General features: G+C 61.4%; 19 protein-coding genes. 10 read left to right on the top strand and 9 right to left on the bottom strand.

All coding sequences use genetic code 11. The features are described from left to right. Both grxC and secB read left to right on the top strand, forming a co-directional pair. Complete coding sequence (grxC, locus tag Q7C33_RS22750) at positions 1-255, top strand: glutaredoxin 3 (RefSeq protein ID WP_030141472.1); 255 nt, start codon at positions 1-3, stop codon at positions 253-255. 37 nt (positions 256-292) lie between these two features. Continuing rightward, a complete protein-coding gene (gene secB / locus Q7C33_RS22755; RefSeq protein WP_030141471.1) occupies positions 293-775 on the top strand; it encodes a protein-export chaperone SecB in 483 nt (160 codons plus the stop codon). A 122-nt stretch (positions 776-897) separates the two neighbouring features. Here secB and trmL read toward each other — a convergent pair whose 3' ends face one another. Then, on the bottom strand, positions 898-1353 hold the full coding sequence (gene trmL, locus Q7C33_RS22760; RefSeq protein ID WP_030141470.1) for a tRNA (uridine(34)/cytosine(34)/5-carboxymethylaminomethyluridine(34)-2'-O)-methyltransferase TrmL: 456 nt from the start codon (positions 1351-1353) through the stop codon (positions 898-900). Between trmL and Q7C33_RS22765 the strand changes: the two genes are divergently transcribed. Next, positions 1352-1792, top strand: a complete 441-nt coding sequence (locus Q7C33_RS22765; protein WP_030141469.1) for a hypothetical protein — start codon at positions 1352-1354, stop codon at positions 1790-1792. The genes trmL and Q7C33_RS22765 overlap by 2 nt on opposite strands. Before the next feature lie 530 nt (positions 1793-2322). Here Q7C33_RS22765 and ntrC read toward each other — a convergent pair. The 6 genes from ntrC to glnA form a co-directional block, all read right to left on the bottom strand. After that, positions 2323-3759, bottom strand: coding sequence for a nitrogen regulation protein NR(I) (ntrC, locus tag Q7C33_RS22770; protein WP_030141468.1), 1437 nt, complete (start codon positions 3757-3759; stop codon positions 2323-2325). Beyond that, positions 3756-4841: a nitrogen regulation protein NR(II) gene (gene glnL, locus Q7C33_RS22775; protein ID WP_030141467.1), complete on the bottom strand. Its 1086-nt coding sequence runs from the start codon at positions 4839-4841 to the stop codon at positions 3756-3758. The genes ntrC and glnL overlap by 4 nt, the downstream gene beginning before the upstream one ends. 254 nt (positions 4842-5095) lie before the next feature. After that, the gene (locus Q7C33_RS22780) at positions 5096-5722 is read right to left on the bottom strand and encodes a DUF4124 domain-containing protein (RefSeq protein WP_407684205.1); all 627 of its coding nucleotides are present in this window, start codon (positions 5720-5722) and stop codon (positions 5096-5098) included. Continuing rightward, on the bottom strand, positions 5719-6237 hold the full coding sequence (locus Q7C33_RS22785; RefSeq protein WP_407684206.1) for a DUF4124 domain-containing protein: 519 nt from the start codon (positions 6235-6237) through the stop codon (positions 5719-5721). Before Q7C33_RS22785 ends, Q7C33_RS22780 begins: the two co-directional genes overlap by 4 nt. A 194-nt stretch (positions 6238-6431) precedes the next feature. Next, complete coding sequence (locus tag Q7C33_RS22790; RefSeq protein WP_217861054.1) at positions 6432-6989, bottom strand: chorismate mutase; 558 nt, start codon at positions 6987-6989, stop codon at positions 6432-6434. 121 nt (positions 6990-7110) lie between these two features. After that, positions 7111-8517 (bottom strand): type I glutamate--ammonia ligase, encoded by a 1407-nt coding sequence (gene glnA, locus Q7C33_RS22795; RefSeq protein WP_030141463.1) that lies wholly within the window; start codon positions 8515-8517, stop codon positions 7111-7113. 328 nt (positions 8518-8845) lie between these two features. On the opposite strand from glnA, the gene thiI reads away from it, so the two are divergent. Both thiI and typA read left to right on the top strand, forming a co-directional pair. After that, positions 8846-10300 carry a tRNA uracil 4-sulfurtransferase ThiI gene (thiI, locus tag Q7C33_RS22800; protein WP_407684207.1) on the top strand — a complete coding sequence of 485 codons (1455 nt, stop codon included), beginning with the start codon at positions 8846-8848 and terminating at the stop codon, positions 10298-10300. Between the two features lie 134 nt (positions 10301-10434). Continuing rightward, a complete protein-coding gene (gene typA, locus Q7C33_RS22805) occupies positions 10435-12255 on the top strand; it encodes a translational GTPase TypA (RefSeq protein WP_030141461.1) in 1821 nt (606 codons plus the stop codon). A 219-nt stretch (positions 12256-12474) separates the two neighbouring features. On the opposite strand, the gene Q7C33_RS22810 is transcribed toward typA, so the two are convergent. Then, on the bottom strand, positions 12475-12912 hold the full coding sequence (locus Q7C33_RS22810; protein ID WP_024778075.1) for a YkgJ family cysteine cluster protein: 438 nt from the start codon (positions 12910-12912) through the stop codon (positions 12475-12477). Positions 12913-13166: 254 nt separating this feature from the next. Between Q7C33_RS22810 and Q7C33_RS22815 the strand changes: the two genes are divergently transcribed. From Q7C33_RS22815 to Q7C33_RS22835, 5 genes are all read left to right on the top strand, one after another. Continuing rightward, complete coding sequence (locus Q7C33_RS22815; protein ID WP_030141460.1) at positions 13167-15617, top strand: glycogen/starch/alpha-glucan phosphorylase; 2451 nt, start codon at positions 13167-13169, stop codon at positions 15615-15617. Between the two features lie 290 nt (positions 15618-15907). After that, positions 15908-19528 carry a DUF2339 domain-containing protein gene (locus Q7C33_RS22820; RefSeq protein WP_407684208.1) on the top strand — a complete coding sequence of 1207 codons (3621 nt, stop codon included), beginning with the start codon at positions 15908-15910 and terminating at the stop codon, positions 19526-19528. Next, a complete protein-coding gene (locus Q7C33_RS22825; protein ID WP_407684209.1) occupies positions 19525-20895 on the top strand; it encodes a DUF3999 domain-containing protein in 1371 nt (456 codons plus the stop codon). The genes Q7C33_RS22820 and Q7C33_RS22825 overlap by 4 nt, the downstream gene beginning before the upstream one ends. A gap of 234 nt (positions 20896-21129) precedes the next feature. Further along, positions 21130-22140 (top strand): class 1 fructose-bisphosphatase, encoded by a 1011-nt coding sequence (locus tag Q7C33_RS22830; protein ID WP_030141457.1) that lies wholly within the window; start codon positions 21130-21132, stop codon positions 22138-22140. A gap of 3 nt (positions 22141-22143) precedes the next feature. Beyond that, a complete protein-coding gene (locus Q7C33_RS22835; RefSeq protein WP_407684210.1) occupies positions 22144-22740 on the top strand; it encodes a DUF924 family protein in 597 nt (198 codons plus the stop codon). Between the two features lie 126 nt (positions 22741-22866). Here the strand turns inward: Q7C33_RS22835 and Q7C33_RS22840 are convergent, their stop codons facing one another. Beyond that, complete coding sequence (locus tag Q7C33_RS22840; RefSeq protein ID WP_198797384.1) at positions 22867-24759, bottom strand: methyl-accepting chemotaxis protein; 1893 nt, start codon at positions 24757-24759, stop codon at positions 22867-22869. Positions 24760-24904 lie beyond the last annotated feature (145 nt).

Here is a 24904-nt window from a genome sequence, read left to right on the forward strand (position 1 = left end):
ATGCCCCACGTAGTTGTCTACTCCAGCGATTACTGCCCCTATTGCTCCCGAGCCAAGCACTTGCTCCAGAGCAAAGGCGTGGCTTTCGAAGAGATCAAGGTCGACGGCAAGCCGCAACTGCGCGCCGAAATGACCCAGAAGGCCCGGCGTACCTCCGTGCCGCAGATCTGGATCGGCGACACCCACGTGGGCGGTTGCGATGATCTGTACGCCCTGGAGCGCGCCGGCAAGCTCGACGCGCTGCTCAAGGCCTGAATTCCTATCAACAGAACTGAAGTAAGAAGGATCTGCGATGACTGACCAACAGAACACTGCTGCCACTGAAGAAGAAGCCGCACCGCAATTCTCCTTGCAGCGCATTTATGTCCGCGACCTGTCCTTCGAGGCCCCGAAAAGCCCGGCGATCTTTCGCCAGCAGTGGGAGCCGAGCGTAGGCCTGGACCTGAACACCCGTCAGAAAGCCCTGGAAGACGATTTCCACGAAGTGGTGCTGACCCTGTCGGTTACCGTGAAAAACGGTGACGAAGTGGCTTTTATCGCCGAAGTGCAACAGGCCGGGATCTTCCTGATCAAGAACCTCGATGCCGCTTCGATGAGCCACACCCTGGGCGCGTTCTGCCCCAACATCCTGTTCCCGTACGCTCGCGAAACCCTGGACAGCCTGGTGACCCGCGGTTCGTTCCCGGCCCTGATGCTGGCCCCGGTGAACTTCGATGCCCTGTACGCGCAAGAGCTGCAGCGCATGCAAGAGGAAGGCGGCGCGACCGTTCAGTAAACGGTCGACGCAAGTCCAATGTGGGAGCGGGCTTGCTCGCGAAGGCTATGGGTCAGTGACATTGATGCCAACTGACACTCCGTCTTCGCGAGCAAGCCCGCTCCCACATTTGTTATGCGGTGTTATTGAAAGCCGTTCTGCCGCCACGCCTCGTAAACCGCTACCGCCACGGTGTTGGACAGGTTCAGGCTGCGACAGCCTTCGCGCATCGGCAGGCGCAAGCGTTGCTCCGCCGGCAGGGCGTCGAGCACTTCGGCCGGCAGGCCGCGGCTCTCGGGGCCGAACAGGAACGCATCACCGGCGACGAAGCTGGCGTCATGGAACGGCCGCGAGCCCTTGGTAGTGAAAGCGAACAGGCGTGGATGCCCCAGGCTCTCCAGGCAACTGGCCAGGTCGGCGTGCCGCTGCAAAGTGGCATACTCGTGATAGTCGAGGCCGGCGCGGCGCAGGCGCTTGTCGTCCATGTCGAAGCCCAGCGGTTCGATCAAATGCAGGTGGCAGCCACTGTTGGCGCACAGCCTGATGACGTTGCCGGTATTCGGCGGGATTTCCGGTTGAAAAAGGATGACGTGAAACATGCACGGCTCCGCAGATGAAGATGAGCGGCATTCTACGCCGCAAACTGATCGACGTTCGAAGCTAATGCCTCGGGTGATGGGCTCGTTGGCGATTTTCGGCATGATGATCGGGTTGATGATCGGCCGCCTGACCACACCCGAGCCGAGCGTGCTGCAGCAGGTCGAGGTCACCAACGGCGGGCTGGTAGCCTGGTTCAACAACGAACCCAAGTTGCACGGGGAAATCATCGACGGCTCGGTGGCGCTGTTGTTCGACGCAGAGGGGTCACCGCAGAAGGGCCAGCTCAAGCTCAACGGCAAGGACGTGAATTGGCGGGTGCGGTTGAGTGACAAGGGCTTGTTGCTGACGCTGGTGGCGGCGCGTTCGTTGCGAGGGGAGTGGGCCGGCAGCGAAGTCGATGACCGCTGGCGGCTGGAGATCCGTCTCCAGGAGCAATAAAAGAGGGAATCCCCGGCCTGCCTGTACCAAGGTCCCCAAAACGGGAGGGCTCGCGCTCGGCGCAGGGCCCTGGGTGTAAAGAAGGGAAACCTTGACCTGCCTGTATCAAGGCCCCCAAAACAGTGGGCTAGATGAGCCCGGTATAAAAGAGGGGAATCCCCGGCCTGCCTGTACCAAGGTCCCCAAAACTGGGTAGTGATCTAGCTATTGCAGGGGGCGTGCCAGTTTTAAATGGCTTGTCACAAAAACATTGTTGTAGATGCGCAAAGCCCCGTAATCCGGGGCTTTTGCTTTTGTTTGTGCGGTTTTTTTCGAACTGGGTCGATTGGTTTTGGCTAGAGGTGCATGTGCAATTGCGGTTCGTAGTGCATTGATGCGGTGCACGAAGCTTTTAAAAGCATCGTCGGATCGCCGCCCGGAGCAAGCTCGCTCCCACAGGACGGCGGTGATAGTCGCAACACCGCAAAACCTTGTGGGAGCGAGCTTGCTCGCGATTGGGCCTTCAAATTCAGCGAAGGGTTAAAGGCTGATCAGCCCTCATCCCCCTCGTCATCATCCCCGCCATCAACCTTCATCCCCAATTCCTTGATCTTGCGGGTCAAGGTATTGCGGCCCCAGCCCAGCAGCACGGCGGCGTCGCGGCGGCGGCCGGCGGTGTGCTTGAGAGCGGTTTCGATCATGATGCGTTCGAAGCTCGGCACGGCGCTGTCCAGAAGGCTCGATTGGCCGCGGGCCAGCGCCTGGTCAGCCCACTGGCGCAGGGCCTGTTCCCAGTTGGTCACCGGCGCCGAATCCTGTGGCAGGCTCAACAGTTCCGGTGGCAGGTCGCTGATATGCACTTCGCGACCCGACGCCATCACCGTGATCCAACGGCAGGTGTTCTCCAGCTGACGGACGTTGCCGGGCCACGGCAGGTTCTTGAGGTATTCCTCGGTTTCGTTCTTGAGCAGCTTGGGCTCGACCGCCAATTCCTGGGCCGCGCGGCCGAGGAAGTGCCGGGCGAGGGTCGGGATGTCTTCGCGACGGTCCGCCAGGCGCGGAATATGGATACGGATCACGTTCAGGCGATGGAACAAGTCTTCCCGGAACTTGCCGGCGTGGACCAGGGTTTCCAGGTTCTGGTGGGTCGCGGCGATGATCCGTACATCGACCTTGACCGGTGTATGTCCGCCAACTCGATAGAACTCGCCATCGGCCAGTACGCGCAGCAAGCGAGTCTGGGTGTCAGCGGGCATGTCGCCGATTTCATCGAGGAACAGCGTGCCACCGTCGGCTTGCTCGAAACGTCCGCGTCGCAGGTTGGCGGCACCAGTGAAGGCGCCTTTCTCATGGCCGAACAGCTCGGATTCCATCAGGTCCTTCGGGATCGCCGCCATGTTCAACGCAATAAACGGCGACGCCGCCCGCGGGCTGTGGCGGTGCAGGGCGTGGGCAACCAATTCCTTACCAGTGCCCGACTCGCCGTTGATCAACACGGTGATATTGGAATGGCTCAGGCGGCCGATGGCGCGAAACACTTCCTGCATCGCCGGCGCTTCGCCGATGATTTCCGGCGTGCGGGCCAGGGCCGGCACTTCTTCCAGGCCTTGTTGTTCCTGGGCGTGCTGGTTGGCGCGCTTGACCAGGGACACGGCTTCGTCGACATCGAACGGCTTGGGCAAGTATTCGAACGCACCGCCCTGGTAGGACGCGACGGCGCTGTCCAGGTCGGAATGGGCGGTCATGATGATCACCGGAAGCCGTGGGTGCTGCTCGCGAATCCGCGCCAGCAGGTCCAGGCCACTGGCGCCGGGCATGCGGATGTCGGAGATGATGACGTCCGGCTGCTGACGGGCCAGGCGGCTCATCACCCCGTCGGCGCTGTCGAAGCTCTGGGTGGTCATGCCTTCCTGTTGCAAGGCTTTTTCCAGGACCCAGCGGATAGAACGGTCGTCATCGACGATCCACACGGTTTCACTACGGCTCATGTCGATGTGGCTCCTTGTTCCAGTGGCAGGAAGATCGAGAAAGTGGTGTGGCCGGGGTGGCTTTCACATTCGATCAAGCCCTGATGCTGACTGATGATGTTCTGGGTGATGGACAGCCCCAGCCCGGTACCGTCCGGGCGGCCGCTGACCATGGGAAAGAAGATGGTTTCCTGCAGTTCCTGGGGAATGCCCGGGCCGTTGTCGATGATCTCGATCTTGGTCACCAGGCGATGGCGCACGTGGCCGATGGTGAACTGGCGCATGGCTCGGGTGCGCAGGCTGATGCGACCCAGGCGCAGCTCGTTCTGGCTGCTGATGGCCTGCATGGCGTTGCGCACGATGTTCAGCACCGCCTGGATCATCTGTTCGCGGTCGATCAAGACGTCGGGAATGCTCGGGTCATAGTCGCGCACCAACGTGATGCAGCCCTGGCTTTCGGCTTCGACCAGGCTGCTGACGCGTTCCAAGACTTCGTGGACGTTGCACAACGCCAGCGACGGCAGCTTGTTCGAGCCGAGCATGCGGTCCACCAGGTTTCGCAGGCGGTCGGCTTCTTCGATGATGACGTTGGTGTAGTCCTTGAGGCTCTCTTCCGGGAGTTCCCGGGCAAGCAGCTGTGCCGCGCCGCGAATGCCGCCGAGCGGATTCTTGATCTCGTGGGCGAGGCCGCGCACCAGCATCTTGCTGGTTTCCTGCTTGGAGATCTGCGCCTCTTCCTTGGTGATGCGCAGCAGGCGATCACGGGGATGGACTTCCAACAACAGCAGCGTCGCGTGGTTGTTCAGGATTGGCGTTACGGCGTAGTCGACGGTCAGGGTCTGGCCGGTCAGGGCGGTCAGCATCGCTTCGCGCTTGGTGAACGGATGCGCCTGTTCCACGGCCTGGCGCAGGGAATTGAGCGCTTCGGCGGACTCGGTAAACAGTTCGCTGATGAACTGCCCATGGCTGCGCTGGCCGCTGACGGCCAGGAGCATCTCCGCCGCCGGGTTCATGTACTCAAGGCGCAGTTCGGCGTCGAGCAGGATGGTCGCGGTGGTGAGATTGTCGAGCAGCAAGCGGTGTAGTGCGTCGCTAATGGTCATCAGGACCTCTTTTAAAGCGTAGCGATCGAGGGCAGGCCCCCAAATCGCGCGCGCGGTTAATGCGCTGATACCAGCAAAATGCAAAAACCAAACCAAGGCTCCGAAAAGAAGCGTTTAGAGCCTCAAAAGGCCATTTTTCGCCCAGTTGCGTGGCGTTCTGCCAGCTTTTTCGGGTACTTTCGAACCAAAATGGGATTTGAAACTGGGTAGCGTGCAGCGTATTGCACCAATATAGTGCGCGACCCTGGGCGGCTTTAGAAGAACGGCAGGATGCTGGGTTTTTCTTCTTCGGGTTTTTCAGCAAGGGGGCATTCGGGACGCTGGCCATAGTCGGCTATGGCGCAGGGCTTGACGCGGCGCTTCTGCGCCAGGGACATGCGTTGCATGTGGAAGGGTTGGTTGGCGGTGCGTTCGACGATACGGCCTTGCTCATCCAGGATTTCGACTGCCAGATGGTGAGTGCCCCGGTCGATGTTTTTCAAGGCAAATACCGGACTGGGCCCTGGCTCTGCGGTGGGCTTGCCGTCCAGCAGCAGACGGTAGCGGTGGCCCCTTTGCAGGCCAGGTTCGCTGGTCGCGGTGACGATCAGCTCCCCGGCGGTGCTGCGTATCGTGGCGTCCGGTTCGGGAATCAACAGCCGGAGCATCTCGTAACGGAACAAGGGCTTGGCTTGTGGCGGCTCGACCGGCGTTGTCGAGTTGATGCCGGCGGCGGGTGTCGGCATGCGATTACCGGGCGGCAGTTGTACTTTCCTGGCATTGCCGGGGCGTGGCTGGTCGGTGAAGACGCGATTGCCCTGGGCGTCGATGTAGGTGTAGACCTGCGCCAGGCCAGGCATTGCGATCAGCAACAGGCCAAGGGCGACCAGCGGGCGAATCATGGCAGGTGCACTCGCTGCACGGTGAAGGTGACGGTTTCGCTCTGCTGCACGAGACGTTCCCCGTCGATTACCTGGACCGCCAGGCTGTGCTCGCCGCGATCGATATTCACCAGTTGCAGGCGCGGCACGTTGCTCGGCTGGCCGTAAGGCTGGCCGTCGAGCAGCAACCTGAACAAGTGTGGGCTCTGCAGGCGCGGTTGCGAGCGAACGCCCACGGTGAAAGTGCCGTTGTTGGCACGCAGGGCCTCTTCGGTGGGGATGTCGGTCAGCTCCAACAGCTCGTAGGCTTTGCGCGGCGCGTTGGTGTTTTCTGGCGTTGGGGGTGTGTCGGGGTTGATCGGGGCCTGGGTTTCAACGCTGTTGAGCGGTGGTAATTCCACGGCTTGAGCCGGTACCCCGTCAGGCGGCTGGTTGCTGTAGGCGGTGTTGCCGTCGGCGTCGGTGTATTTGTAGATCTGCGCGGCGGCGGGCAGCGTCAGCAGCAACAAGAGCAGGATTGAAAAACTGCGACCCATGGGAAAATCGACCGAAAACTAAAAGTGATGGGTGCAGCATAGGCCAGGGTGGATGGCTGGCCCAAATTGTTGTGCTGCTTACATCCTCTGTGGGAGCGGGCTTGCTCGCGAAGGCGGCGGCGCAGTCGATATTGATGCAAGCTGACACACCGCTTTCGCGAGCAAGCCCGCTCCCACAGGGGAAGGGAGGTGGCTCAGGATTTCGGGGAGATACAGAGCCCGGCGGTTGCCCGGATCAGGGCCAGCCGGTGTATCGGGTGCTGCTTGTTGTGGTGAGTGGCACGGGCCAGCCATTGCGGGCACTGCGGGTCGGTGCGGTAGGGCGCGAAGTCGGCCAGTTGCTGCAGCAGGCGCTTTTGCAGGCGGTCGAGTTTGGGGCGGATCTCGCCCACCAGGTCCGGGCGCGGCAGATCCGGCGCCTTGCCCTCCAGGGCCCAGTCGGACAAGTTGACGTATTGGATAAATTTGTTGGCCTCTATCTGGGCGGCGAAAAACGTTTCCACGGTTTCGCCGCTCAGCTTGTAGATCGGCGCCTGGGCCACGGCGGCGGCAATGACTTCGCGTTCGCGCTGTCGGTCTTCCACGGGTTTGCCGCTGTCCCACTTGCTCAGCGCCACTTGATCGGCGATCAGCAGGCGTTCGCCGATGGCATTGAGCAGCGGGGTCAGGGCTTCGGGGGCGTTGTTGGCCTCGGCTGTGGAACACAGCAGTGCTGCAGACAGGGCGAGGCAAATCTTCAAGCGGGAAGTCATTGGCAATCTCGTCTTGTGAGGGGAGCGGCGCATCATCATGCACGTAACCAGCGCCCATGAAAAAGGCCTCCCGAAGGAGGCCTCTCTTTAACTCACGCCGTGCGTGGCGGCGCGTGCTGGATCAGCAGCTGTAGTACAGCTCGTATTCCAGTGGGTGTACGAAGGTGCGAACCTTGATTTCTTCTTCGCTTTTCAGTGCGATGTAAGCGTCGATGAAGTCATCGCTGAATACGCCGCCCTTGGTCAGGAACGCACGGCCCTTGTCCAGCTCTTCCAGGGCTTCTTTCAGGCTGCCACAAACCTGTGGGATTTCCTTGGCCTCTTCAGGCGGCAGGTCATACAGGTTCTTGTCAGCGGCATCGCCAGGGTGGATCTTGTTCTGGATACCGTCCAGGCCAGCCATCATCAGTGCAGCGAAGGCCAGGTATGGGTTGGCAGCCGGATCCGGGAAGCGCGCTTCGATGCGGCGGGCTTTCGGGCTGTTCACGTAAGGAATACGGATCGAGGCGGAACGGTTGCGAGCCGAGTAGGCCAGCATCACCGGGGCTTCGAAGCCTGGCACCAGACGCTTGTAGGAGTTGGTCGACGGGTTGGTGAAGCCGTTCAGGGCCTTGCCGTGCTTGATGATGCCGCCGATGAAGTACAGGGCGGTGTCCGACAGGCCGGCATAACCTTCGCCAGCAAAGGTGTTCTTGCCGTCCTTGGAGATCGACATGTGCACGTGCATGCCCGAACCGTTGTCGCCGTACAGAGGCTTCGGCATGAAGGTCGCGGTGCGGCCGTAGGCGTCGGCAACGTTGTGTACGCAGTACTTCAGGGTCTGTACTTCGTCAGCCTTCTTCACCAGCGTGTTGAATTTCACGCCGATTTCGTTCTGGCCGGCAGTCGCCACTTCGTGGTGGTGAACTTCGACGGTCTGGCCCATTTCTTCCAGTGCGTTGCACATGGAGGTACGGATTTCGTGGTCGAAGTCGAACGGTGGAACCGGGAAGTAGCCACCCTTGATGCCTGGACGGTGGCCTTTGTTGCCGCCTTCCACGTCCTGGTCGGACATCCACGAACCTTGTTCGGAGAAGATCTTGAACATGGAGCCGGAGATGTCGGACTTGAACTTGACCGAGTCGAAGATGAAGAATTCGGGCTCCGGACCGAAGAAAGCGGTGTCGCCGATACCGGTGGACTTCAGGTATTCCTCGGCACGGTGGGCGATGGCGCGTGGGTCGCGGTCATAGCCTTGCATGGTCGAAGGTTCGATGATGTCGCAGACCAGGATCAGGGTCGGCTCTTCGGTGAACGGGTCCAGGACGGCAGTGCTGTCGTCCGGCATCAGGATCATGTCGGAGGCTTCGATGCCTTTCCAGCCGGAGATGGAGGAACCGTCGAACATCTTGCCGATTTCGAAGAATTCGTCGTCCAGTGCATCACGGGCCGGCATGGTCACGTGATGTTGAGTGCCTTTGGTGTCAGTGAAGCGCAGATCAATCCACTTGACGTCATGATCTTTGATGAGTTGAACCGACTTCGACATATGTCCTCCGGGTGGCTTCGGGCGGGTAGTGGAGTGCCCTTAGATATGGGTGATGCCGGCGCGAATACTCTGCCAAGGCAACCTGCCTCACAAGGGAGCAAATTGCATGCCAGTGCCCCACCATGGGTTTTTTGCACCAAATCCACGCTTTTAAAGGCGTAAATCCAAGATTGTCGGACAATAACGCACTGCAATGTGGCGCCGTCAATCGATAATGACCTGTTTTGGTGCATGTAAAACCATCTGCACATTAACTGGTTAAACCTTGAGCAATTTCCGCTATAATCCGCGCCCCCCTTTTTCGGCTGGCCGTTCGCGCGCTGTTTTCATGAAACTAATCGTAAAAGTCTTCCCCGAGATCACCATCAAGAGCCGCCCGGTACGGATGCGTTTCATCCGCCAGTTGGCCAAGAACATCCGTGCCGTGCTCCGTGACCTGGACCCGGCCGTGGTGGTGAACGGCGTGTGGGACAACCTCGAACTGGAAACCCGCGTCAGCGAACCCAAGCTGCTGAAGGAAATGACCGAGCGCCTGAGCTGCATGCCAGGCATCGCGCATTTCCTGCAGGTCGACGAATACCCGCTGGGTGACTTCGACGACATCCTCGCCAAATGCATGCTCCATTATGGTGATGCGCTGGCCGGCAAGATCTTTTCGGTTCGCTGCAAGCGCGCCGGCAAGCACCCGTTCAGTTCGATGGACGTGGAACGTTATGTCGGCAGCCAGTTGCGCCGGCAGTGCGGCGCCGCCGGGATCTCCTTGAAGGGTCCTGAAATTGAAGTGCGCATCGAGATTCGCGACCAGCGGTTGTTCGTGATCCACAGCCAGCACGACAGCATCGGCGGATATCCGCTGGGCTCGTTGGAGCAGACGCTGGTGTTGATGTCCGGTGGTTTCGACTCCACCGTCGCCGCCTACCAGATCATGCGTCGCGGCCTGATGAGCCATTTCTGCTTCTTCAATCTCGGCGGGCGTGCTCACGAATTGGGCGTAATGGAAGTGGCGCACTTCATCTGGAAGAAGTACGGCAGCTCCCAACGCGTGTTATTTGTGAGCGTGCCGTTCGAAGAAGTCCTGGGCGAGATTCTCGGCAAAGTCGATAACAGTCATATGGGCGTCATTTTGAAGCGTATGATGTTGCGTGCCGCGACGAGCATCGCCGACCGCCTGCACATCGACGCGCTGGTGACCGGCGAGGCGATTTCCCAGGTATCGAGCCAGACGCTGCCGAACCTGTCGGTGATCGACTGCGTGACCGAGAAACTCGTGCTGCGTCCGCTGATCGCCAGCCACAAGCAGGACATCATCGACACGGCCAACGAGATCGGCACCGCCGATTTTGCCCGGCACATGCCGGAGTATTGCGGCGTCATCTCGGTCAACCCGAAGACGGCGGCCAAGCGCGGGCGTGTGGAACACGAAGAGAAAGAATTCGACATGGCGGTACTCGAACGCGCGATCGAGAACGCCAGGCTGGTACCGATCGATCGGGTCATCGACGAATTGGGCCAGGACATCCAGATTGAAGAAGTCGGCGAAGCGCTGGCCGGTCAGATCATCATCGACATCCGTCATCCGGACGATGCTGAAGACGACCCGCTGAGCGTCGCCGGCGTCGAGGTACAAACGATGCCGTTCTATGCAGTGAACGCGCGTTTCAAGGAACTGGACCCTACTCGCCAGTACCTGCTGTATTGCGACAAAGGCGTGATGAGTCGCCTGCATGCCCACCATTTGCTCAGTGAGGGGCATGCCAATGTGCGCGTTTATCGACCGAGCTAAGTGCCCGGGGCTGTTTGCCTGTGGCCTGCGTCACCGGCCCCCCGACGCCGCCGACACGCTGTAACTGTCGGACTCTACTGTAAATCGCTGCCACGACCTGTCAGCACACCGAATCCTCTGATCGAGATACACAAGTGATCGAAAATCTACGCAACATCGCCATCATTGCTCACGTTGACCATGGTAAGACCACCCTGGTAGACAAACTCTTGCGTCAATCCGGCACCCTGGAGCGCAACGAGCTCAACGACGAGCGCGTGATGGACTCCAACGACCAGGAAAAAGAGCGCGGTATTACCATCCTGGCGAAAAACACCGCCATCAACTGGAACGGCTACCACATCAACATCGTGGACACCCCGGGCCACGCCGACTTCGGTGGTGAAGTAGAGCGCGTGATGTCGATGGTCGACTCCGTGCTGCTGCTGGTCGACGCCCAGGACGGCCCGATGCCGCAAACCCGTTTCGTGACCAAGAAGGCTTTCGAAGCCGGCCTGCGTCCGATCGTGTGCATCAACAAGGTTGACCGTCCAGGCGCGCGTCCGGACTGGGTCCTGGACCAGATCTTCGACCTGTTCGACAACCTGGGCGCCACCGAAGAACAGCTGGACTTCAAAGTCGTCTACGCCTCGGCCCTGAACGGTATTGCCGGTCTGGACCACACCGACATGGCTGAAGACATGACCCCGCTGTACCAGTCGATCGTCGACAACGTACCTGCGCCGAAAGTCGACCGTGACGGTCCGTTCCAGATGCAAATCTCCGCACTGGACTACAACAGCTTCCTGGGTGTTATCGGTGTTGGCCGTATCGCCCGTGGTCGCGTCAAGCCGAACACTCCAGTCGTGGCTATCGGCGCCGATGGCAAGCGTCGCAACGGTCGTATCCTGAAGCTGATGGGTCACCACGGTCTGCACCGTGTAGACGTCGAAGAAGCGGCTGCCGGCGACATCGTCTGCATCAGCGGCATGGACTCGCTGTTCATCTCCGACACCCTGTGCCACCCGGACACCGTTGAAGCGATGAAGCCGTTGACCGTCGACGAGCCAACCGTTTCCATGACCTTCCAGGTAAACGACTCGCCATTCTGCGGTAAAGAAGGCAAGTTTGTGACGTCCCGTAACATCAAGGAGCGTCTGGACAAGGAGCTGCTGTACAACGTTGCACTGCGCGTTGAAGAAGGCGACTCGGCTGACAAGTTCAAGGTCTCCGGCCGTGGCGAACTGCACCTCTCGGTACTGATCGAAACCATGCGTCGCGAAGGCTTCGAAATGGCTGTAGGCCGTCCGGAAGTGATCATCCGCCTGGTTGACGGCGTGAAGCACGAACCGTTCGAAAACGTCACCATCGACCTGCCGGAAGAATCCCAGGGCAAGGTGATGGAAGAGATGGGCCTGCGTAAGGGCGACCTGACCAACATGGTGCCGGATGGCAAGGGCCGTGTACGTCTGGAATACAACATCCCTGCTCGCGGTCTGATCGGTTTCCGTAACCAGTTCCTGACCCTGACCAACGGTGCTGGCATCCTGACCTCGATCTTCGACCGTTACGACGTGATGAAGTCGGGCGACATGTCCGGCCGCCAGAACGGCGTTCTGGTTTCGGTTGAAACCGGCAAGGCGCTGACCTACTCCCTGGAAACCCTCCAGGCGCGTGGCAAGCTGTTCGTTGAACACGGCCAGGAAATCTACGGTGGCCAGATCGTTGGTCTGAACAGCCGTGACAACGACCTGGGCGTGAACCCTACCAAGGGCAAGAAGCTCGACAACATGCGTGCTTCGGGTAAAGACGAAACCATCGCCCTGGTTCCACCTGTTCGCTTCACCCTGGAACAGGCCCTGGAATTCATCCAGGACGACGAGCTGTGCGAAGTGACGCCGAAGTCGATCCGCCTGCGCAAGAAGATCCTGGACGAAAGCGAGCGTACCCGCGCCGCCAAGAAAGCCAAGGCCTGATTGCTTTAGCCTCGGCTGAATGAAAAACGCCCCCGGTTGTGAGACCGGGGGCGTTTTTTTGTGCCTGGAAGTTATGCGGCGCCTGTTGGGGCCCCATCGCGAGCAAGCTCCCACAGTGGATTTATGTCGGACACAAAATCTGTATCCGCTGAAAATCAACTGTGGGAGCGAGCTTGCTCGCGATGGCGACGGTTCAGGCGTTGCTGAATCAGCAATAGATCAAAACCGATCCAACGTCCGCGGATTCCGCTCGCGCTCCACTTCCTTGGGCTTATAGGCGCAATAGCCCGGCCGTGGCCCGACCCGAGGATGGTTGCGGCAGGTGTCCGGGCGCTTCTCGTAAATGGTGCACAACCGGCTCTTGCGGTCCAGATACAGGCAGTCGTTGTTGCTCATGCGTTGCAACGTGAAGATTTCCGACTTCTGGTTGTAGCGCTCGACGATCCCTTCCTTTTGCAGGCGCTTGGCGATGTTCTTCGGCGGGTCGCCCAGTTCGAACTCATCGACGATGCCAATCCGGATCAGGTCCTTGATCTTGACCTCCACCGGCAGGGTGCAGCAGCTCGACACGCAGGAACCGCACATCGGGGCGGAGTACTTGGCCCAGGTATCGAGTCGGTCGATCTCCGCGGCGGCGATCAGGTTGGGCTTCATCATCACGGTTTACCAGCATGCATCAGGGCGCGCGATCATACCGGGACTGGTGAAATTTTGAACGACCATCTGCCGGTTTTTTTTGCGTCCCGACAAAACCCGCCTGTACCGGCACGGCCCCTGCATTCATTCGTCCATCGGCAATTCCTTGGCGACGATTCTCCGGAACCAGAGGAAAAACCACCGAACCAAGAGCCTGTACCGTCTGTCAGACCGACTAGGCTCAGACAATTCCATGCTCGTTCGAGGTCTCATCAATGACTCAAGAACCACTTGTTCGCGAAGCTGAGGTTGCGGCATTTCGCGACGCCGTGTTGACCAAACTCACTTATGCCGTCGGCAAGGACCCCGATCATGCGTTTGATCACGATTGGTTCGAAGCCATAGCCCTTGCCGCCCGCGACCACATGGTCGAACACTGGATGGACCACACGCGGCAGATCTACCGCAAGGGCCAGAAGCGCGTCTACTACCTCTCCCTGGAATTCCTCATTGGTCGCCTGCTGTACGACAGCCTGAGCAATCTGGGCCTGCTGGACACCGCTCGCGAAGCGTTGACCGAGTTGGGTGTCGACCTGGAGCGCATCCGCCTGCTGGAGCCCGACGCGGCCTTGGGCAACGGTGGCCTCGGTCGCCTGGCGGCGTGCTTCATGGAGAGCATGTCGACGCTGGGCATCGCCGGCCATGGCTACGGTATTCGGTATGAGCACGGCTTGTTCCGCCAGGCGATTGTCGATGGCTGGCAGCAGGAGCAGACCGAGCATTGGCTGGATTTCGGCAACCCGTGGGAGTTCGAGCGGCCGGAAGTGGTCTACCCGATCGGCTTTGGTGGCAGCGTCGAAACCGTGACGGACGACAACGGCAAGACTCGCCAGGTCTGGTCTCCGGCCGAAACCGTGCGCGCCATTGCCTATGACACGCCGGTGGTGGGCTGGCGCGGTGCCAGTGTCAACACCCTGCGCTTGTGGCGCGCCCGGGCCGTGGAAGACCTGCACCTGGAGCGCTTCAATGCCGGCGACCACCTCGGCGCCGTGGCGGAAGTGGCCCGGGCCGAGAGTATTTCCCGCGTCTTGTACCCGGCCGACAGCACCGAGGCCGGCCAGGAATTGCGCCTTCGCCAGGAGTATTTCTTCGTCGCCGCCTCGCTGCAGGATTTGCTGCGCCGCCATCGCAACATGCACACCTCGGTGCTGACCCTGGGCGATCACGCGGCGATCCAGCTCAACGATACGCACCCGTCCATTGCCGTGGCCGAGCTGATGCGCCAATTGGTGGACGTCTACGACGTCGCGTGGGACGCGGCCTGGCAGATCACCCAGGACACGTTGTCCTACACCAACCACACGCTGCTGCCCGAAGCCCTGGAAACCTGGCCGGTGGGGCTGATGGAGCGGATGTTGCCCCGGCACATGCAGATCATCTACCTGATCAACGCCCAGCACATCGATTCGCTGCGGGCCAAGGGCGTGCACGATTTCGACGTGCTGCGCTCGGTGTCGTTGATCGAAGAAGACAACGGCCGCCGGGTGCGCATGGGCAACCTGGCGTTCCTCGGTTCCCACAGCGTCAACGGGGTGTCCGGGCTGCACACGCAACTGATGCGCAGCACGGTGTTCTCCGAGCTGCACAAGCTCTATCCGGAGCGAATCAACAACAAGACCAACGGCATCACCTTCCGCCGTTGGTTGTTCCAGGCCAACGCCGAATTGACGTCGATGATGGTCGATGCCCTTGGCCCGAGCGTGCTCGACAATCCCGAGGAGCGCCTGATCGAGCTGGAGCCGTTCGCCGACAAACCGGCGTTTCGCAAGCAGTTCGCCGAACAGCGCCTGCACAGCAAGAAAGCCCTGGCCTACCTGATCCACGAGCGGCTGGGCATCGCCGTCAACCCGGCGGCGATGTTCGACGTGCAGGTCAAGCGGATCCACGAATACAAGCGTCAGTTGCTCAACCTGATGCACACCGTGGCGCTGTACCAGGCGATTCGTGCCGAGCCGGAAGTGGATTGGGTGCCGCGGGTGAAAATCTTCGCCGGCAAGGCCGCCGCCAGTTACCACCAAGCCAAGCTGATCATCAAGCTGACCAACGACATCGCCCGGGTGGTGAACAACGACCCGACCGTGCGCGGCTTGCTCAAAGTCGTGTTCCTGCCCAACTACAACGTCAGCCTGGCCGAAAGCATCATCCCGGCGGCGGACTTGTCGGAGCAGATTTCCACGGCCGGTTTCGAAGCCTCGGGCACCAGCAATATGAAGTTCGGCCTCAACGGCGCGCTGACCATCGGCACCATGGACGGCGCCAACGTGGAAATGCACGAGCGTGTCGGCGGTGACCATATGTTCATCTTCGGCCTGACCGCCGAGCAGGTGGAAGCGCGCAAGCGCAACGGTGAATTCAGCGCCGCGCCGGACATCGCCGCGTCCCATCGCCTTGGCGATGTATTGCAAGCGATTCGTGGTGGCGTCTTCTCGCCGGACGACCCGATGCGCTACACCGGGCTGGTGGATTCACTGGTGGATTACGACCGCTTCCTGGTCTGTGCCGATTTCGACGCGTACTGGAACGCCCAGGCCAAGGTCGAAGAGAAGTGGCACGACTCCAAGCAATGGTGGCGCTCGGCAGTGCTCAATACCGCGCGCATGGGCTGGTTCTCCTCGGACCGGACCATCCGCGAATACGCCACCGACATCTGGAAGGCGCTGGAGTAAACGTTGCAAGAAATGTGAGCGAAGCCCAACGGCGGTTGGGCTTCGTCGATATACTAAGCGTCAGATTCGCCGGGGTTGTGCGGCCGGACTTGGTACTGGAAATGCCAACCATTCCATGTGGGAGCGAGCTTGCTCGCGATAGCAGCCTGTCAGGCAACATCAATGTCGCCTGACACACTGTATCGCGAGCAAGCTCGCTCCCACAGGGTTTGGGGGTTTTCCACTAGACTGAGTCAGGCACCGCATCACCCGGTCATGCCCGCAACGGGCCGCTTAGGGATATCGACCATATGCAATGGATTTTGACACTGTTGGGCCTGGCTCTTGGCTGGGTGGTGGACGAGTCGTTCGCCGATGCGCTGATAGGTGCGTTGGTCGGGCTCGGCATCGCCCAGTCGTTTCGGCTGGGGCGCCTTGGCATCCAGGCGGCCAAACAGCAGATCCTGCTGCAAGAGGCCCAGCAGAGTCTGCTCACCCTGGAAGCGCGGCTGGCGGTTCTCGAACGCGGCAATGTCGCCCAGCCGAGTGATCCGGCGCCGGCGGCCGAGGTCATCGTGCCCCAGGCTGCAAAAGCCGAAACGCGCACCGAGCCGGACCTCGTCTGGGAATTGCCGCCAGACCTCGAACCCGTCTCCGTGATGAGCACCCAGGCCAGCCAGCCGTTGCCTGACGAAATCTGGAGCCCTGCGCCAGCCGCTTCCAGCCGTCGCGCCAATCGCGATTTTGCGCCGTTGCCCCTTGAACCGACGGCGCCTGCGCCTGCGGCTCCCCATGGCCCGAATCTGTTCGACCGCGCCCTCATCGGCGCGCGCGACTGGTTGTTCGGCGGCAACACCGTGCTGCGGGTCGGCGTGGTGTTGTTGTTCCTCGGCCTGGCTTTCCTGCTGCGCTACGCCACCGAAGGCATGGTGGTGCCGATCGAATTGCGCTACGCCGGCGTTGCGGCCAGCGCCTTGGGCCTGCTGGGCCTGGGTTGGTGGTTGCGCCAACGCAACAGCAGTTATGCGCTGATGCTGCAAGGGACCGGGATCGCCGTGTTGTACCTGACGGTGTTCGCCGCCATGCGCCTGCATCCGTTGCTCGATTCCAAGGCTGCCTTGGGGCTGCTGGTCGCGGTCACCGTGTTCTCGGCGATCCTGGCAGTGACCCAGAACGCCATGGGCCTGGCGGCGGCTGCGGCGCTGGGCGGCTTTGCCGCACCGATCCTGACCTCCACCGGCAGCGGCAACCATGTCGCGCTGTTCAGCTATTTCATCCTGCTCAACGCCGGCATCCTCGCAATCGCTTGGTTCAAGGCCTGGCGGATGCTCAACCTGATCGGCTTCGTCGGCACGTTCGGCATCGGTTTCGCCTGGGGCTTGCGCTCCTATACGCCGGAACTGCTGTGGAGCACCGAACCCTTCCTCATCGTTTTCTTCCTGGTGTACCTGGCGATCGGCTTGTTGTTTACCCGGCGCAAGCTGCTGGAAATGAGCGACGCGCCTGAAGATGACAGCCGCGACGCCATGCTGCGCTGGTCGGCGCGCAAGGGCGATTACGTGGACGGCAGCATGCTGTTCGGCCCGCCGCTGGTTGGCTTCGGCTTGCAGTTCGCCTTGGTGCAACACCTGGAATTCGCCGCAGCGTTCAGTGCCTTGGCCCTGGGCATGATTTATATGGGACTGGCGCGCGTATTGGTGGGCGGTCGCGCTGTATTGCTGGCTGAAACCTGCCTGGCCCTGGGGGTGATTTTCGGCAGCTTGGCCATTCCGCTTGGCCTCGATGCCCGTTGGACTGCTGCAGCCTGGGCGGTGGAAGGCGCCGGGATTTTCTGGCTGGGCCTGCGCCAACAGCGACCCTTCGCACGAGTCTTTGCCCTGTTGCTGCAATTGGGTTCGGCGCTGGCCTTCGTCAGCGAATTGCATGCAGGTGAAGGCAGCCTGCTGGAGGGGTCGTGGCTGGGCGCGTTGATGCTCGGTTGTGCCTTGCTGTTCAGCTTCTATCAACTGCACAAGGCCGAGCCCGGCCATGTCGCGAACTGGGAGCGTCAGGCTCAGCCTGTGCTGGCGGTGTTGGGGTTAGGTTTCCTCTACTTGCTGGCGCCGCTGTTCTTTTTTACCCAAGGCACCGCCATCGCCTGGGCCTTCGCCGGCCTGGCGACGCTGTTCATTGGTCTGCGCCTGCAATCACGGGCCTTTCTGTTTACCGCGTTCGCGGTGCAACTGTTGGGCGGCGCGCTGTTCCTGATGCGCCTGCAAGGCGCCGATGGAGATTCGGCGGTGTTGAATGCCGGCTGGAACGGACTGCTCAGCGCCTCGCTGATCGGCCTGGCGTTGATTGGCGGGATGCTGTTGGCGGCACGTGACGACATGGTGCGCAACGATCCCCGACTGTTGCGCGGCCTGTCGGTGGTGCTATTGGCGGGGCTGGTGCTGATCAATCTCGCGGTGCTGTTCGTCCTGCCTTGGCAAACGGCGAGCGGCGTATGGGCGGCCAGCGGCTTGTTGATCATCTGGCTGAGCCTGTACTTGAAGCAGCGCGTGAGCTTTGTCTTCGGCCTCTTGCTGCAACTGCTGGGCGGCGCAGCGTTCCTGGTGGCTGGGCCGTTCCTGCTTGGGCCTCTTCAGTCCGAAGGTCTGCGACCCTTGGCCCACAGTGGTTTCTGGACACCGCTGGTGCTGGGATTGGCGGCATTGGTCGGCGCCTGGCGATTGCAACGGGCACACGCCGCGCAGGAACTGGACGTCCTGAGCTTGCAACGCCTGTCCGAGCTGTTGCTGATCTGGGGCGCCGGCTGGTGGGCGCTCGCGTGGGTCAGCGAGGTGCTGCGTTTTGCTCCGGCGAACCTGCAAGGCAGCTGGCTGCTGCTGGTCGCGGCGATCAGCGTGGCGGTGTGGACAGTTCTGGCCCTGCGCTTGAAATGGCCGGCGCTGGGACTGCTGTGCACGTTGTTGATTCCGGCGGCGGGCTGCGTGCTGGTGGCAACGGGGCACAGCCACTATCACCCGGCGGCGGATTTCGGCTGGCTTGCCTGGCTGGCAATATTTGCCGTGCACTTCTTTTCGCTCAAGCGCCTGGCGCCGATGCTCCCGGCCCGGGCGCGCAGTACCGCCCACGTGCTCGGTTGCTGGTTGCTGATGACGGTGTTGATGCTGGAGCTGCGTTACGGCCTGCTGTTGCTGTCCGAGCAGTACAATGCCTGGCGCTGGCTGGCCTGGGCAATCCTGCCAGGCCTTTACCTGGTGTTGATGGCCACGCCGCGTACCCTGCCATGGCCGGTTTCGGCCCAACCGCGCGAATACCGTGTCTACGCGGCGGCACCCATGGCGCTGTTGATGCTCGGTTGGTTCTGGCTGACCAACACCTTCAGTGACGGCAACTCCGAGCCACTGCCTTATGTGCCGTTGCTCAATCCTCTGGAGCTGGGCCTGCTGTTCGCCTTGTTCGGTATCTATGTGTGGGCGCGCAACGCGGTGGAGCAATCGACGAACCGTTGGAGCCGCATCGGGTACGTCGCCCAATTGATCGCCGGCGTGTCGCTGTTCGCGTTCTTCACGGCGCTGGTGATGCGCACTGCCCACCAGTGGATGGGCGTGCCGTACGAGTTGGATACGCTGCTCGACTCGATGTTCGTGCAGGCCGGCTTGTCCATCGTCTGGACCTTGATTGCCCTGGGCCTGATGATCGGCGGACACCTGCGCCATCGCCGGGAGGTGTGGCTGGTCGGCGCGGTGTTGATCGCCGTGGTCGTGGCCAAGTTGTTCTTTGTCGAATTGAGTAACCGCGGCGGTCTGGCGCGGATCGTGTCGTTTATTGGCGTGGGCGTCCTGCTGTTGGTGGTCGGCTATTTTGCGCCGCTGCCACCCAAGCGCCCGGAGCCGGCCGTGGATGCCGAGCCGCCGATGCCTGTCAGTGAGGGAGTGTCGTCTTGAGTCGCAAGTTGAGTCGAATCGGGCTAGGCCTGATGGGGTTGTGGGTGGCCTTGGCGGTTGCGGCACCGGAGCAGCCGCAAGACTTCGCCCATCAGGTGCCGTTGGCCTTGAGCGGTGAAGGCCCGTGGTATCGCCTGGCGTTGCCGCTGGATGTCCAATTGCGGGCTCGGCAAACCGACCTGAGTGACGTGCGGGTGTTCAACGCCGCCGGCCAGGCCCAGGCCTATGCATTGGTGCGCGAATCGGCCCAGAGCCGGGAGAATCGCACCCTCACCGATGTGAAGTGGTTTCCGCTGTACAACGCTGCCGACGATAGTGAACGCGCGCCCAGCGTACGTGTGCAATCGAACGCCAACGGCACGCTGGTGGAAGTCCAGCCGTCCAGTCGGCTCGAAGCCGGGGAAGAAGAACTGCGTGGCTGGCTGCTCGACGCCAGCGCGATCAAGGCGCCGCTGCAACAGTTGATCCTGGACTGGACCAGCGAGCGCGACGGTTTCCAGCGCTTCACCATCGAGGCCAGTGACGACTTGCAGCATTGGCAGGCGTGGGGCGAAGGCCAGGTCGCGCGGCTGACATTCGCCGATGAGCGGGTCGAGCAGCACGAAGTGAGCCTGCCCGGACAATCGGCGCGGTACTTGCGATTGCTGTGGGATTCGCCGTCCTCGGCGCCGGTGCTGACCTCGGCCCAACTGCAAAGCGCCAGCCGCGAAAGCCTGCCGCTGCCGCTGGTCTGGTCGCAACCGTTGGCGGGCACCACGACGAAGGCCGGTGAATATACCTGGCAATTGCCGATGGGGCTGAACATCGAGCAAGTCCAGGTGGAACTGAGCCAGGCCAACAGCCTGGCGCCGGTGACCCTGGCCGGTCGCCGTGAAAGCAGCCATCCGTGGCAGCCGATGGGCGGTGGCTTGCTCTATCGCCTGACCCAGAATGGTCAGGATGTGCAGCAAAACCAGCTGCAGTTGTCCGGCCAGACCGTGCAGCAATTGAAACTGACCGTGGACGAGCGTGGCGGCGGCCTGGGCACCGAGGCCCCGGCCCTGCGTTTTGCCGTGCGCCCGACCCAAGTGGTGTTCCTGGCACGCGGCGACGCGCCCTACAACCTGGCACTGGGCAGTGCGACGGCGAAGGCGGCCAGCTTGCCGTTGACCACGCTGATCCCGGATTACAAGCCGTCGCGCCTGGCGACGCTGGGTACTGCAACGGTCAACGGAACGGCGACCTCGACGCCAGCGGTTGAAGCGCCGCCGGTGGCTGTGAGTACCGACTGGAAGAAGATCGGCCTGTGGGCGGTGTTGCTGCTCAGCGTGGTGTTCCTCGGTGCGATGGCGTTCAGCCTGCTGCGCAAGCCGCCGGACAAGAACTGAGGTGTGCTCATCGCGAGCAAGCTCGCTCCCACAGTTGACCGGGTTGTTCCGACGAACGCGGTCTATTGTGGGAGCGAGCTTGCTCGCGATGGCGCCCTGTCAATCAACAGAAATACCCAAACGAGCCGCCAGCCCGTGAACTCAATCCTCCATATCCCGTCTCATAGGAGGAATTAAGTCCCGACTCGCGCTAAACTGCGCGGGTTTTCCGCCCCCTATTCTTCGGAGCCGTCCATGTCCCGCGTTACCTTGAGTCGCTATTTGATTGAGCAGACCCGCAGCAACAATACCCCTGCCGATCTGCGCTTTTTGATCGAAGTGGTGGCGCGTGCATGCAAGGAGATCAGCCACGCCGTGTCCAAGGGCGCGCTGGGCGGTGTCCTGGGCAGCATGGGCACCGAAAACGTGCAGGGCGAAGTGCAGAAGAAGCTCGACGTGCTCTCCAACGAAATCCTGCTGGAAGCCAACGAATGGGGCGGTCACCTGGCCGGCATGGCGTCCGAGGAAATGGACAATGCCTACCAGATCCCGGGCAAGTATCCGAAAGGCGCCTACCTGTTGGTATTCGACCCACTGGACGGTTCGTCGAATATCGACATCAACGCACCGGTCGGCACGATCTTCTCGGTACTGCGTTGCCCGAACGAGTACCTGAGCCAGAACGAAGCCCTGAATGAAAAGGCCTTCCTGCAGCCCGGTACCGAACAGGTCGCCGCCGGTTATGCCATCTACGGTCCTCAGACCATGCTAGTGCTGACCCTGGGCGACGGCGTCAAGGGCTTCACCCTGGACCGCGAGATGGGCAGTTTCGTACTGACCCACGAAGACATCACCATTCCTGAAACCACCCAGGAATTCGCCATCAACATGTCCAACCAGCGTCACTGGGAAGCCCCGGTACAACGCTACGTCAGCGAGTTGCTGGCCGGTGAAGAAGGCCCGCTGAAAAAGAACTACAACATGCGTTGGGTGGCTGCGATGGTCGCCGATGTACACCGCATCCTGACCCGTGGCGGTCTGTTCATGTACCCACGCGACAGCCGCGAGCCGTCCAAGCCGGGCAAGCTGCGCCTGATGTACGAAGCCAACCCGATGTCGTTCCTGGTGGAGCAGGCAGGCGGCGCTTCCACCGACGGCCACCAGCGTATCCTCGACATCAAGCCTGAAGGCCTGCACCAGCGCGTTGCAGTGTTCCTCGGCTCGAAGGAAGAAGTGGCGCGCGCCACGGCTTATCACAAGGAGTAAATCATGGCCGAGCCCTGGCAGCCGTTGCTCGATTGGTGGTTTGGCACAGCCGAAAAACCAGATGAGATCGCGGCTGACAAGGGCAAGCTGTGGTTTGGCAAAGGCCATGATCGCCAGGCGCGAGAGCGCTTCGGCGATCTGGTCGAGCAAGCACTGGCCGGCGGATTGACCGATTGGGCGCAACGCCCGGAAGGTTGGCTGGCCCTGGTGCTGCTACTGGATCAACTTCCCCGGATGATCTTTCGCAACACCCCCGAGAGCTTCTCCGGCGACCTGCGTGCCCAAGCGCTGGTGGCCCAGGGTCTGGCGGCGGGTTTCGACCGGCAACTGCGGCCGATCCAGCGCGTATTCATCTACCTCGTCCTCGAACACTGCGAAAACCTCGCGGTGCAGAACGAAGCCGTGTCGCGGTTTATCGAGCTGGTCCGGGAGCAGCCCGAGGCGCAGCGGGCGGTGTTTGAAGACAACCTGGATTATGCCGAGCGGCATCAGAAGATCATTGCCCGGTTCGGGCGCTTTCCCCATCGCAATGCGGTGTTGGGGCGCGAGTCCACGGCTGAGGAAGTGGAGTTCTTGAGCAGGCCTGGGTCGAGGTTCTGATTTTTTCTGCGCGGCTGATGCCGCTATCGTCGGATCGCCGCCCGGAGCAAGCTCGCTCCCACAGGACTTTTAGCGAATGGAAATCCAGTGTGGGAGCGAGCTAGCTCGCGATGGGGCCCTTCCAGACTAGATCCGGAAACTACCCACCAACTGCTTCAACCGCGCCGCCTGCTGCTCCAGGTCGGAACAGGCGCGTAAGGTGGCTTGCAGGTTTTCCACACCTTCCTGGTTCAGGGTGTTGATCTCGTTGATGTCGACGTTGATCGATTCCACCACGGCGGTCTGCTCTTCGGTGGCGGTGGCCACGGATTGGTTCATGCCGTCGATTTCGCCGATGCGCTGGGTCACGCTGCCCAGGCGTTCGCCCGCCTGGTTGGCGATGCTGACGCTGCCTTCGCTCTGGCGCTGGCTGTCGGTCATGGTCAGCACCGCTTCCCGCGCGCCGACTTGCAGCTCTTCGATCATCTTCTGCACTTGCTGCGCTGAATCCTGGGTGCGGTGGGCCAGGTTGCGCACCTCGTCGGCGACGACCGCGAAGCCGCGACCGGCTTCACCGGCCCGGGCCGCTTCGATGGCGGCGTTGAGGGCGAGCAGGTTGGTCTGCTGGGAAATGCTGGTGATCACCTCGAGAATCTGGCCGATATTCACTGTGTTGCTGTTCAGCGTTTCGATGTTGCCGCACGAATCGCTGATCTTGGCCGACAGCTGCTGCATCGCCGTGATGGTTTTATCCACCACTTGCTGGCCATCTTCGGCCAGGTTGCGGGCCTCGCTGGAGTGCTGCGAGGCAAGGGCGGCGTTCTGGGCGATTTCCTGGGCGGCGGCGCCGAGCTGGTTGATGGCCGCGGCGACGCTGCTGGTGCGCGAGGCCTGCTGGTCGGAGTTGAACATCGACGAGTTGGACGCGCTGACCACGCGCAGGGCGACTTCATTGACCTGGCCGGTTGCCGAGGCTACTTCGCGGATCGAGGTGTGGATACGCTCGACGAAGCGGTTGAACGAGGTGCCCAGCGCGCCGAATTCGTCATGGCCGTGGATGGTCAGGCGGCGGGTCAGGTCGCCTTCGCCTTCGGCGATGTCGTGCATGGCGCGGCCCATGGTCAGCAGCGGTTGCATCAGCACGCGGATCAGCATGCCCAGCAGCGCGATGATGAACACCACGGCAATGGCCATGGCAATCAGCGCCGAGGTGCGGAATTCGCTGAGCATCGCCAAGGCTGTGTCTTTATCAAGCACCAGCGCCACGTACCAGTTGGCACCGGGGACGCCGTTGACCTGGGTGAAAGAGATAAATTGGGTTTTGCCGTCGAGGTCGACTTCTTTAACGCCCGGACTGATTTGAGGCGCACCGTTGGGATAGGCCTCGGCGAGGGTCTTGAGCACGCGCTTGCTGTCAGGATGCACGAGGATCTTGCCGTCGGCGCTGACGATGAACGCGTGACCGTGGCCGCCAAAGTTCAGCGAGTTGATGATGGCGCTGACGCTCGACAGATCGATGTCCGCCCCGGCCACGCCGATCATCTGGTTCTGGCGCTGTACCGGCGTGGCAACGGTGATCACCAGCTTGCCCGACGAAGCGGCGATGTAGGGTTCGGTGACGATGGTCTGCTGGGCGCTGTTGGCGGCCTTGTACCAGCCACGGGCGCGCGGGTCGTAATCGGCGGCACGATTGCCGGCCGGTACCGAAAACATCACGCCGTCGGTGCCGCCGAAATAGCTGAGCTGGAAATTGCTGGTGTAGGCCGGCAGGCCCACGGCGCGTTTCAGGCTGTCGGCAGCGCTGCCGTCGATAGCGATTTGTTGGGCCAGCGATTGCAGCAATTGGATTCGGCCTTCGACCCAGGTCTGGATGTTACGGCTGGTCAGGCTGCCGAGTTCCTGCATGGACGTCTCGGTGCTGGTGTTGAGGCTTTGTCGTTGGCGGTAGTCGTTGAACAGGATGAAACAGGCGAATGCGACGGCCACCACAAGGGCGGCAGCCAACAGGATTTTGTGGCTGAATTTCATGTTTCTGGTCATTAAGAACGCTACCGCGAGGGGACGGGTCAAAAAGGGGAGTCAATTTGCCATAACGCAGGATTTTGCGCTGTTACTTTTTATCGGCCCGCAAGCCCGGCTCATCAGGCTCCGGGGCCGCTATCCCGACGAAAGGCACGACCCCGTC

Origin of the sequence: Pseudomonas sp. BP11-1-1, assembly GCF_052112105.1 — a bacterium.
Taxonomy (GTDB): domain Bacteria; phylum Pseudomonadota; class Gammaproteobacteria; order Pseudomonadales; family Pseudomonadaceae; genus Aquipseudomonas; species Aquipseudomonas alvandae.